The organism is Streptomyces sp. NPDC091287, assembly GCF_044768525.1.
GTDB lineage: Bacteria > Actinomycetota > Actinomycetes > Streptomycetales > Streptomycetaceae > Streptomyces.
Genome location: NZ_JBIVUV010000017.1, coordinates 117360 through 129717, shown reverse-complemented (window position 1 = coordinate 129717; position 12358 = coordinate 117360). Strand labels below are relative to the sequence as shown.

At 68.3% G+C, this 12358-nt stretch carries 4 protein-coding genes and 1 riboswitch; of the genes, 1 reads left to right on the top strand and 3 read right to left on the bottom strand.

Annotation, left to right across the window (positions count from 1 at the left end; translation table 11 throughout):
* The first annotated feature begins 121 nt into the window (after positions 1-121).
* Positions 122-186: riboswitch (guanidine-III (ykkC-III) riboswitch) on the top strand.
* A gap of 13 nt (positions 187-199) precedes the next feature.
* Positions 200-664, top strand: a complete 465-nt coding sequence (locus ACIQRW_RS27410; RefSeq protein WP_403764955.1) for a DMT family transporter — start codon at positions 200-202, stop codon at positions 662-664.
* Here the strand turns inward: ACIQRW_RS27410 and ACIQRW_RS27405 are convergent.
* The 3 genes from ACIQRW_RS27405 to ACIQRW_RS27395 all read right to left on the bottom strand — a co-directional run bounded on the left by ACIQRW_RS27405 (position 640) and on the right by ACIQRW_RS27395 (position 11400).
* A complete protein-coding gene (locus ACIQRW_RS27405) occupies positions 640-1041 on the bottom strand; it encodes a hypothetical protein (RefSeq protein ID WP_403764953.1) in 402 nt (133 codons plus the stop codon). The genes ACIQRW_RS27410 and ACIQRW_RS27405 overlap by 25 nt on opposite strands.
* A 49-nt stretch (positions 1042-1090) precedes the next feature.
* The gene (locus ACIQRW_RS27400) at positions 1091-7531 is read right to left on the bottom strand and encodes an RHS repeat-associated core domain-containing protein (protein ID WP_403764951.1); all 6441 of its coding nucleotides are present in this window, start codon (positions 7529-7531) and stop codon (positions 1091-1093) included.
* 206 nt (positions 7532-7737) lie between these two features.
* A complete protein-coding gene (locus ACIQRW_RS27395) occupies positions 7738-11400 on the bottom strand; it encodes a LamG domain-containing protein (protein ID WP_403764949.1) in 3663 nt (1220 codons plus the stop codon).
* Positions 11401-12358: the final 958 nt, after the last annotated feature.

Genomic DNA, 12358 nt, shown 5'->3' with positions numbered 1-12358 from the left:
TCACCTGATCCGTCGAGGTCCCGACAGAGTCGAGTTGTACGCCCGTTTGCCATGTCGGGGCAGCTCAGAGGAGGTGGCAGGTGTGCCGGATTGCCCACCGGTGCCAGGTGTGAAACTTTGGATGGAGCCCGAAACGGGGCTTCCGGACGAGGGCGCCGTACCCGGTGTGCGACTAGACGGCCCACAACAGGAGGCTGGCATGTCGTGGTTGGTTCTTGCTCTCTCGGGCGTGCTGGAAGCCGTGTGGGCCACCGCTCTGGGCAAGTCCGAGGGGTTCAGCCGGCTCACGCCGTCCCTGGTCTTCGCTCTGGCTCTGACCGGGAGCATGGCAGGGCTGGCCTATGCGATGCGGGACCTGCCCGTCGGTACTTCATACGCGGTGTGGGTGGGAATCGGCGCGGTGCTCACCGTCCTGTACGCGATGCTCACCGGGGACGAATCGGTGAGCGCGCTGAAGGTACTGTTCCTGGCTTTGATCGTCGGAAGCGTCATTTCCCACCCTCATACGAACCTGGCCCCACGTCCCCGAGCACCGACACATCAGGGCGTCAAACGCCAGGCCCGGGCCGGATCGTGTCCGGCCCGGGCTGCCAGGCCCCGGGCATACGGCCCGGGAACCTGTCGAGGCGTCCGAAGTGGCTACGGGTTCTTCTCGATCTCGTAGCCGTACGGCTTGTCGACGTTCGTGCTGAAGAAGAGCACCTGCGGCGGACCGTCCTCGGCGACCATGAGGGTGGCCACCTCCTCGTCCGTCGGGAACGAGCCGCCGGCCTCGATCATCAGTTGCAGGCTGTCCTCGGCGACGTCGTCCTGCCTCCAGGTTCCCGCACCCGACACTCTGGTCGCACCGTTCAGCGGCTCGCTCCAGGTGAATGCGATGGAAGCGGCGGGAATCCCCTTCATGCTGAACCGGCCGTCCGCGTGGAACTCGACCCGGCCGCCGCCGCTCCCGGTCCAGACGCCCGGCAGTCCGTCGGTGTCCACGTCCGAGGTACCCGCGGTGGAACAGCCGCCCAGGATCACCGCGAGCCCCAGGGCCACGGATATGGTGGCGCAACGCCCTCTTCCCACCGACATAATCCCCATCCCTCTACTTGTAGATGGTCTCTTGCCAGCGGATCTCGACCCGGTAGCCGGCGAAGAATCCTCCCGTGTGTTTGGGACCATTGTTGGCGGCCTCCTGCCACTTGGCGTGCATCGGTATGAACGACTCGTTGTTGATGTCCGTCGTGGCGGTGTACTTCACCGTGAGCGTGCTGCCCTTGCTCTCGGTGATCGTGTACTTGAGGTCGTAGGACCCGAGTACTCCCTGGGCCTTTCTGTCATCTTTCCCTATGAGCAACCCACCGACGTCGGAAGCGTAGACACCGACAAGCTGGGCGAGGTTCCTGTTCTGCCCCTCGGCGTTCTTGGTGGTGCTGTACTTCGTCTTGCCACTGCGCACTCCTGCGTCGCGGAAGGTATTGGCCACGTACACCCGGGCGTCCTTCATGCTGGTGCTGTCGATCAGGTTCTGGGTGATCTCGTCGTCGCCGTCGTACTTCGCGTCCGAGAGCGTGACCGCCTGCTTCGAAGACTTCCAGTGGAAGTCAGCACCCCAGGCCCAGCGGAAGGCGAGCGACCAGGGGCCGTCGCTGTTGACCTTGCCGTCGCCGCCGTGCTCGTTGTTCACGAGACTGCCCGACGGCAGAGAGCACATCGCCTGTGCCTCCATGAACATCTTCTGCAACTTCTGCATCTCGGGGCTGACCGGACCGGTGAACAGCAACGGCATGGGGTCGGGGCCCATGAGCAGCGGCGGCTGCTGCACCAGCGGCAGGGTCGGGATACCGGTGTAGCCGAGCGGTCCGCTCCAGGAAGTGCCCGACGTGCCGGTGCTACTGGCGCCCCACAGCGGCGGGGAGACGGTCTCCTCCACCTTCTCCGCTCCGGTCGGGCAGTCCACGCCCATGGTGCAGGAGAAGCTTCCGAGGCCCGTGGGATCGGACAATGTGACGGGATTGTTCTCGGCGTAGCCGTATCCGGCGAGCGACTGGTGCTTCTCGGTCTCCAGCAGCGAGTCGACGCTGATGAACCGGCCCAGCTCCGCGTCGTACTCGCGTGCGTCGAGGTGGGTCAGACCGGTGGACCGGTCGCGTGTCTTGCCCAGGAAGGACCGGTCGTCCACCCAGGACCCGACGGCGCCCGCCCGCTCCACGCCGAAGGCGGTCAGATAGCGCTTGGTCACCGCCTGTGTGTCGGAGGCGATCGCCAGGCTGGAGGTGCCGTGCTGGTCACCGGCCAGGTAGAAGAGCTTGTTGGCTCCGCTCTCGTTGGTGCGCACGGCGACGGACAGCTCGGTCGATCCGTAGAAGCGTTGGGCCCAGAAGGTGCCGTCGCTCTTGAGGTGCAGCTCGGTGGCGCCGGCGTACAGCACCCGCTCACCGTTCTTCTCGCCGCGGATGAGGAGGTTGCCGTCCGCGTCGTAGAGGTAGTCAGTGGTGCGGGTTCCCTCCGAGAGTTTGGCGAGCTTGCCCTCGGCGCCCCATTCCAGCACCTGCTTCCCGGCCGCTCCCGGCCGTGAGTCCGTGTTTCCCGCGTCGTCGTAGGTGTACGAGCGCTCGGGCTGGGCGCAGTTGCCCGTGCCGCTGACGCCGGCGAGGGTGTGCGGCTGCTTGTCGCCGCCCCGGTAGCAGTAGGTGTCGGTGGTGTCCCCGCCCGGCTTGTGCTGGGTCTCCGTCTTGCGCTGTCCGGCCGTGTCGTAGGTGTACCCGGTCCAGTACGGCGCGGGTCCCGACAGCTTCGACGCGTCGCGGGGGTCCGAGCACTTCTGCGAGGAGGGGGTCCACGCCTCGGTCAGGCGGCGGAAGCCGTCGTAGGCGAAGCACTGGGCGTCCGCCTTTCCGGTGCCGCCGAGGGTGGTCGGGTCCGCGATCGCGGTGACGTTCCCCGCCTGGTCGTAGCTGTAGTTGAGGTCCTGCAGCATGTACGGGTGGGTCTGGTCCGTGACGTGGCTGCGGGTGACGCGGCCGGTGCCCTCCTCGTAGGTGTGGGTGACGTAGGCCTTCTTGTGCGCCTCGGTGTTGGCCACGCCCAGGATGAGCTGCTGCGGCTGGCCGAGGGCCGAGTAGTCGGTGTCGAGCAGGTAACCGGTGCTGCCGACGACGGACTCGACCTGTCCGAGGGCGGTGTAGCCGTACTCGACCACCTCTGACGGCAGCCCGCCGAGCGCCGGTTCCTTGGTGTTCTGGCGCGTCCCGTCGTTGTTGTAGGCGCTCGTGGAATCGATGGTCGCCGGGGCGCCCGCCTTGACCAGCGGGTCGTCGGCCGGCAGCTTGATCCGGCTGCTCAGCGGGCGGTCGAGCGTGTCGTACGCGAGGACCTCACGGGTGTACGCCTGACCGGCCTTGCCGCCGACGTACCGGATCGACGAGGACGGCTTGCCCTTGATCACCCCGTCGTAGAGGTGCTCGGTCAGGCGCTTCGCGTCGGTCTCGGCACCGTCCCAGGTGCCGGTGATCCGGCCGATCTCGTCGTACTTCGTCAGCACCGAGCGCTGTCGGGCGTCCGTGACCCGGATCGCCTGGTCGAGCTTGTTGTACCCGGTCGTCGCCCGGCCCTTGTCGGGGTCCACGGCGGCGGTCTGCCGGCCGAACAGGTCGTACTCGTAGCTCCAGCGCGCCTTGTCCGGACCGGTGAAAACGGTCGTCTTGCCGTCCAGGGAGTATTCCGTGGACGCCGAGGTGTAGGGCACGCCCAGGCCGCCCCCGTACGCGGGGTCGGTCGGCTGCTGGCCGGCGTACGTGCGGGTCTCGGTCTTCTGGCCGCGGGCATCGACGATCACCCGGTTCGCGGTGCCCCCGGCGAGGGCGCTCGTGCCGGTGGAGTCACCGGTGTGTTCGGTGGCCGTCGTCCAGCGCTTGACGCCGAAGAAGAGCACCGACCTCGACGTCTCCCGCTCGGCGCCGTCGAAGACGATCTCGGTCTGGGTGGGCGATTCGCCGTACTCCGCGCGTGTGTAGGTGCCGTTGGGCGCCGCCGCGCTGTCGAAGATGTCCGCGTGCGTCTCGTATGCCAGGCCTCGGGAGTCGTAGCGGGTATCCGTGAGCAGCCGGCCTCCCTGCGGGGTCGGCGACTGGGTTTGGAGCGGCCGCAGCAGCGCGTCGTAGATCGTGTATGTGGTGTTGTAGCTGACCCCGTCCTTCTTCAGCACCGCCGTCGAGACCGCCGACGGCTTGCTGTTGCTGAGTGAATAGCGGAACTTCTGGCTCGGGCTCTCACCCGCCGCCCGGTTGCGGTTGGGGAGCCATACGTCCGTCAGCCTGCCGACGGCGTCGTAGGTCAACTCCGTCTTGCGGGAGTTGGCGTCGTACGTGCGCAGCGGCACCCCGCGCCGTGCGTCGAAGAACGTCGACGTCTTGAAGCCCTTGGCGTTGGTGACCACGGTCCCGGTCAGCGGGCCCGCGGTGGTCGGGGTGTAGCCGGTCACCGTCGACTTGTCGTCGGCGTCGGTGACGATCAGGGCGCGTCCGAGCGTGTCGTAGGACGTGGTGCCGGTCTTCTGCCAGACGGGGGCGTCGGCCGCGGTGTAGGAGGTGGCGCGTCCCGTCCAGGTCGGCAGACCCTTGGAGGGCTTCTGCGTGGTGGACCAGGCGGCGCCGTCGTACGCGATGGCCAAGTCGGTCAGGACGTCACCGCGGCGGGTGGAGTCGGCGGGCAGGTCCAGGGACGCGTCGGTCGTCGCGCAGGTCCGCCCCACCGTCCGGGTACGCGAGGGAAGGCTCGTGATGCCGGAGTCGTCACTGCGTGCGAACCAGGTGCGGGTGCAGATCTCGTCGCCGCTCTTCGCGTCGTCACCGTTGTCCTGCACCTGGTACGGCATGCCGTAGTCGTCGTGGTCGGTGGAGACGGTCCGGGCGCGCCAGGACTTGGGGGCGGTCAGATAGGTGTACGTGGTGGTCTTCTGCGTGCGGACGTAGCGGGCCACGTGGTCGCCCGCGCCGGGCACGTCCTGACGCGCGGTCTCCTTCTGCCACGGCTGGTTGACCACCACGCCGATCGGGGAGTTCCCCGCGTAGGTTATCCGCTGTCGCAGCTGCCCACCGAAGGCCCCGGAGTCGGTCATCGTCGCGAGGTTCAGGCCGGTGACCGCAAGCGCGGGCGTGCTGACGGACTTGGTGGTGCCGTCCTTGTTGGGGTCCCCGTCCATGCCCTGGAGGTAGAGGGAGACGGTCTTCGAGCGAGTGGTGGCCTTGGCGCCCTTGAGAACGGTGACCTGCCGGTATCCGCGCCAGTCCGACCAGGTCCGCTCGTCCTTGGGGGTGAAGGGCGAGTCGCTGTAATGCCAGGCGGCTCCGCTGTAGGTGTACTCCTGTTCGACCGTGTCGTTCTGCCCTGCCGGGTCGGACGTCACCACGGCCACCACGCGGTACTTGTGGAACCAGTCCACGGACGCTACCGAGGAACCGTTGATGTTCCAGAACTGCGGGAAGCAGTTGCGGGTGTTGGTGTCCTCAGGTTTGCCGAGGACCTCGCTGCGGACGCACTCGGGCGCCGACATCGTGACGGTGGTGACCGCCCCCGTCTCCGAGGTGACGGTCGAGACGCGGGGCCGGGTCAGCGGAAGGATGTCGTCCGTGCCGTCCACGCGGTTGGGGCGCATGTGGTAGGTGAATCCGACCGGTTCGAACTCGACGGCCGTTCCCGTCTTCGCTGTGCGCTTGAGGGAGGTGAGCGTCAGGACCTGGTCGGAGGTGTCGCCGATGTCGCCGCCGTCCAGGTACTTCTGGGTCAGCGCCCAGGAGTCCACGGGGGTGTGCTCCGATGTCGCCGCGGACCAGGAGAAAGTGTTGACGGACGTCAGGCGCTTGCGGGTGAAGAAGGCCGGCGCCAGGGCTTCGCAGTCCGCGTCGTCCTTGGAGCACAGCGACTCGAACGGTACGTCCGGCCAGTTGTGCGCCGTCTCCTTCTTCAGGGTCGTGCAGTCCGCCGCGGTGCACCGCTCGCCGTGGGCGAAGGTGACCTTGGCGTCGGCGGCGTCGGTGAAGAGGGCGCCCTTGCGCAGCCCGTAGCGGATCTCGTTGAGGTATCCGCCGCGGATGTAGGAGGTGTCCGCCTTGTCGGCCTTGTTCTTGCGGTAGTAGTTGGCCTCCGCCGTGTACCAGTAGGTGGCCGCGTTCTCCCGGGTGTCCTCGACGTAGTCCAGGTTCCACCGCCACGCCTGGGTCAGGGAGCGCTTCGCGAAGGAGTCCCCGCCCGTGTACCCCGGCTCATCGCTGTCGTCGCCGAAGACGGGAGCCGTCCACACGGAGTTGGTCCGCTGGCTTCCGGCCCCGTCGAGCATGTCCAGACCGAAGACGTACTTCGTCCCGTCGCCCGTGACGACGGTCCAGTGCTCACCGTTGTCGTCGCCGTTATCCGCGCCCGTGGACCGGGTGACCGACGAGGCGTCGTCACCCTGCAGCCGCCACTGCCCGGTGGTCTTGTCCTTGACGAGGGTGCTGGACTTGCCGTTCAGCACCAGCCTGGCGTTGTCGTACTTCCAGCAGAGGTCGAAGACGTCCTCGTGGCCGTCCTCGTCGCAACTGCCGTAACTGCGCTCGACGTAGGACTCGGTAATGCCGAAGCCCTCGCCGACGGGGCTGCCCTGGTTGTTCGTGGTGGCGGTGCGGCCGTCCACGCTGCCGGAGTCGTAGGACAGGGACATGGTGGGCGTCGGTCCCGCGGCGGCGGAAGGCAGCTTGAGGTCGTAGTTCCAGGTGAAAGCCCCGGAACTGCTGCCCGCCGACCACGACGAGGACTCGGCAAGCTCGGTGGCGGAGTAGTCCCCGCTGCCCTTCGGGGACTCACCGGCGCCTGCTCCGGCCGCGGTGAGCGCCAGGACGGTCGTACCGGCGGCGGACGGCGTCCGGCCGGAGCCTCGCGAAGCGGACGCGGGCTTCGACGGCAGCGTCGCGGAGACCTGCTGCCGGTGCGCGTCGTTGTCGGATCCGAGGGGCGTCCTCTCTCGGCAGGCCGGCTTCCGCGGTGTGGTCAGCGCGCAGGCCGGAAGCTGTACGAGCTCCAGCCGGCCGGCCCAGCCTCCACCCACCGCGGAGGCGAACCCCCCGTACTCCACGGCCACATCGGCCGATCCGCCGGCCGGCACATCGGCGGTGAGCACCACTCCGGTGATGCCGAGCCGGTCGGCCGCCTTCTGGTCGAGGACGGTGACGGTCGACCGCACGTCGTCGGCCGCCCCGGCGTTCCGTGCGTCCCGTCGGGAGAGGGCCAGCGGCAGCCCGCCGATGACGGCCTCCGCCGTCCTGCCCTCCGCCGCCGGGAGCTCGGCCGTTCCCGGCTTCGGCCAGACGGCGTCACGGCGCTCGGTGGCCGCCCGCCCCGCCTGCCGGGTGTTGGCCTCCAGATCTGCCGCGACCTGCTTGCGGGCCTTCCTGCCCGCCGCCGTGTCGACGGCCCTCACCTTGCTGACTCGTTGTTCCTGTACGTCGGGCCGGCCGAGGCCGCGTTGGGCCGCTTCGGCGCCGGAAACCAGCGCCAGCGGTGCCACCATGCCCAGGGTCAGCGCGAGGGCCAGAGCTCTGGGACGGAGCCTCCAGCCCCCACTCCCCCGTCGTCTTGTGCCAGTGCCGAACATGTCCATGCACTCCAGTTCGAGAGGCCGGCTTCCCACCTGGGCGCCGGTCGTACGGCCGTCGGGCCGTGAGAGCGAGGGCGGTGTCGCGCCAGACGCGGCACCGCCCTCGACGATGGGGCGGTTCAGTCGCCCACGTGGGCGTCGATCTGGGCCGATCCGGCCATGGCGCCCGCCCACAGGCGGATCTCCGAGACCCGGGCCGGGAGGTGGTTCTTCCAGACGCCGCCGGTCTGGGCAGCGCCAACGGCGAGGTCCCCGGCACCCGCCTGTGCCGTGTAGGCCTTGTCGTCACCGTTCTGGTTGTGACCCATGTACAGGCTTACCGTCCCGGCCTGGGCGTCGAACGTCCCGGTCAGCCGGACCACGCTGTCCAGCGACACGATCTCGTCGGACACCACCGACGTCAGGGTCCCGTCGGCGTTGAGACGCCCGAAGTGCCATTTGCCGACCGGTTCGGTCACTTCCAGACCGGTCTCGAGGTCGAGGACGGTGTCCTTTCCTGTCATCTGGTACCAGAAGCCCCAGGACGACCCGCTCGCCGTGCGCTGCCCGAAGACCTGGCCGGTGTAGCCGACGCTTTTCGACAGCACCCGCTCCTTGTCCAGGGCGACGGTCGTCGTGGCGGTGAAGGAGCCGGTGTCGTCCAGCGGCGCCCCGCTGGACGTGGCGACGTCGTCCACACCGTCGAAGACGATCTCTCCGTCCTGGACAGCCGCACCGCCGGTCAGATCCAGCGTTCGGCCGTAGCCGGACGTGCTGTCCGTGACCGCCGTCCCACTGCCGTCCGCCGGCGACCAGTCGGCGACCAGTTCGGCGCCTGCAAAACCCTCCGACGTAAGCAGCCTGGCCTCGTCCGCGATCTCGGAGTCCTCCAGTCGGCGCTGCCAGACGGCGACCTCGTCGATCGACCCGTTGAAGTTCCAGTTCCGCTGACCGTTCCAGAGGTAGCGGCCCACGTTGAAGGGGCCGGACGAGGACCAGCCGCCGGGCGTCACCCGGGTGCCCTGGAGTACGCCGTTGACGTAGAGCTTCAGTTCCTTCGTGGCCGGGTCGTAGGTGCCGGCGAGGTGAGTCCACGCGCCCGTCACAGCCGGCGCCCTGCCCACGATGCCGAAGTAGGCCTGGCCGTTGTCCTCGTCCTTCTCCTTCACTCCGAAGACCCAGGAGTTGTAGCTGTTCTCGTACCACATGAGGAAGGAGCTGTACTTCGCTCCGTCCTGGGACAGCACGATGGCGTCCTTGTCGCGGGTGTTCAGCCGCGCCCATGCGGAGACCGTGTAGGCCGACCGGGTTTCCACGACCGACCGGGCGGTCGCGGCGGCCGCCCCGCTACCGTCCAGGGAGAGGCCCCGGTCCGTGACCGGGCTGGCGAGCGGCACTCCGTTCGCGTCGTGAGTTATCAGTCCCCGGCGACCCCGGTCGTCACGGACCGCCGCGCCGACGAGCGATGCGTCGTGCGCGGAACCGCCTGCCACGCTGTTCTTCGCTACCCCCGTGGCCTCGTCGAAGCGCCAGCGGGCGACGGGCCCCTCACCCGAGGCCACCAGGAAGTCAAGAACCTGTTGCTCGCCCCAACGTCCGAGTGCGTCCTTCGCCTTGACGTAGAGGCGCTGGGTACCGGACTTCACCGGGGTGATGGCGGCTTCGAAGATGCACGGGGAATTGGGTTTGCACACCGTCTTCCACGCCTCGCTCTCGGTGAGCCGGTACTGGAAGTCGACGACGTTGGTGTCCACGGCCGCCGGAGTGAACCGGGCCTTCGCTACGACTCCCGGCCCTCCTCCTGCCGCGCACGCGTTCGGCAGACACTGGGAGTAGGGAGTCTGCAGTTTCACGGTCGGAGCCTTGGGCGAAGTGGTGTCGATCTTGAAGTAACAAGGTGCGCTGTAACCGGTGTTGAGCCGGTTCGTGCCTCCTTCGTAGTACGAGAGCGTCAGGGCTTTGAGGCGATAGCCAACGCCCTCGGTCAGCGCCGTCGGCAAGCTCCTGGACTGTACGGAGAGATTGCCCACGTAGCCGGATGTCGGGCTGTCGATATCGGTCTGTGCCACTACCCAGGCGCTTCCGTCCCAGCGCTCGGTGCGCCAGCGGATCCGCAGATTGGCCTGGGACTCACCACCGGCCATGGTCTTCGGCTTGCCGACCAGCTGTGGGGTCGGATCGCTGATGACGTCGGGGTCGGCGGAGTTCGGTGAGCAGACCGTGCCGGTCCCCGAGGTGATTCCGACGTTCACGGGAACGGCAGGCTTGGCCACGTACTTGACCGACAGCACGGCGTCGTTCTTGAACCGCTTCCAGGCAGCCGTGTCGCCCTCGTCGTGGGCACGGAGCTGGAGGGTCAGCCGGGCCAACTTGCCGGCCGCGAAGTCACGCACCGTGGGGGTGAGGTTCTCGTTGGACTCGTCCGCATTATCGTTGAACTCGATCGCGGCGTCGGGAGAGTCGGGGTCGCAGAGCGATCCCCGGCCCGCGGACACGTGCCGGTCGACCATCAGGTCCCGCTCCTTCGGGCGGGAGGACCAGGTGGTGGACGCGGAGATGTTGTCGGTACGGACCAGGTCCACCCACCTCGGGTCGCACTGGAAGGCCCAGGGCTCGGTGACCGCGAAGGTCGCGTCGAGGACGTGCTTGCCCTTCAGCGAAGCGGGCGAGAACTCGAAATAGAGACGCTGGGTGTATCCAGGGCCGCAGTAATAGCCGTTCCACGTGCCGCACTCGCCGACGCCTTTGCCCAGGCCGTCGTCACCGTTCGACCAGTCGTAGGACTCGTATCCGTCGGAACGCAGCAGGGTCCGCTCGCCCTCCCCCCAGGTCACGAGCGGGTCGATGAACAGCGGAAAGGCGGACGGCTTGGTCCGGCTCAGCATGGCGGCGTCCGGCACCACGGTCAGCGAGTCCTTCGCGACGCGTACGTCCATGCGCACCACCTTGTCGCCCTGGCCGGGCTCGACGCCCTTGCCCGAGTCGGAGGCCTCCGGAGCAGCAGCGGTGCCCGCTTCGGCCGTCACCTTCGGGGCGGAACGGGTGCCTGCTTCGGCGGTCGCCTTCGGGGAGAGCGACTTCGCCTGCCCGGCGTCGGCCGAACCCGCTGAATCCCACATCTGGGCCGGCGGCGCGCGGAACACGGTCCGGCCCGTTCCGTCGACGGCCGTCAGGTTCCCGGTCGCACCCTTGCGGATGGCCAGCCCTTCCGTCCGCAGACCGAACGTCAGCTCCTCCAGTCGCGGGTTCTTCGCCGCCTCCGGGGTCTTCACCACCAGGACGTGCTGGAAGCTCTCCACGGTCGCGTTGACCTGTAGATCGACGTCAGGAAGGACATCGCGGTAGAGCGCGGTGGGGCCGTCGAGCACCGGTTCCGGCAAGGGGTCGGGCCAGTCGACGGCGAGGGAACGCCCCTGGTCGACGATGGCGGCCAGCGGTTTCGCCTTCCCGCCCCCCGAGAAGAACATGGCGGCGGCGGACGCCTTCGGACCGACGGTTCCGTCCTCCCCGCGCACCAAGGTGGCGTCCGGCTCCACCCAGCCGCCGGACTTCGCCGCGCGCACGGGCACGGTGGACTGCTCCAGCGTGAAGGTCATTCCGTCCGGATTCGCGAACACCGTCGAATAGGCGGTGCGTTCCCCGGTCACCTCGACGCGCTGCCCCGAGTCCTTGGCCTCCCGCAGCAGGCGCTCCTCCTCCGTCGAGGCGGGCGCCTCGGCCTTCCGCTCGTCGTCGGCCGCTCGGTTCTGGAGCGAACCGGCCTGGGCGGCCGACGCCGGCAGCGCGCCCGAGGCGATCGTCATGAGCGCCGTCGTCAGAACCGCCACCGCGGTCGAGCGCCCGAATCTTCGTCTTCCCCTATGTGTGGCCGACATATGAAGCGACCACCCTCCCCTGCGCACAGTGAGCCCCCCTCACGAAAACTTCACAAAGAATGCATGATCCAACCAAGATTGACCGAACTCCGTCAACGGCATGATCAAGCCACCGAGGCCTCCCGGGCGCGCGGGAGATCTGGTCGCGGAAGTCGGGTACGGGCTGCAGTGGAGGGGTACGCAGAGCCCACGGTCGCGAGTGTGAGGTTGTGTCAGCTGACGTCAGCGATGGCGCATTGATGATGAGGCCGTTCTTCAGCCGGCAGCCGGGCACCGTTGATGACGAAGTCCTGGCAGTGGTGGTGGAGGCGGTGGCCAGGACGCGGCGGGAGGTGCGGGGCAGAGCAGATCCCAGGAGGCCGAGACAGCCCGGTAGCAAGGCCGAGAAGGAATGGCCGCCGGAACGGAAGGCCCTCCGCCGGGCAGTCCGGTATTTCGCCAAGGACTACCCCAACCGCCGCCGGCTCCGGGTATGCCGGCCATTGCCTCGATCGACGGCGTCAACGCGCCGGGGTGGGCTCCGACGAGGTCGACGGACAGGCCATCCCCAACAGTTGGTCCACCGGCGGCAGCAACAATAGGTAAGCGCAACGGCATTGCCAGCAGGTGCCGTCCTTGCCGCAGCGATGTCGCCCTGGCGTCGAGTGTCGGGCTGGCGAAGTCGAGGACGCCGCCGCGCCCGACACCGGGCGCGCATCCCATACACGCCCACGACAGCCCCCGGGCCGGGGCAAGCGGACCAGACCTGCCATCGTGCACGTCCTGCGGATCCACGGATCCGCAGGACATCGACAGCCTGAGGCCCGGAGTCCGATGCGGACAAGGGCTCGAGCCAACCGCGGCCGTTCCGCCTGGGACCCCTGCCGCCCCCGGGATGTCGCAATCT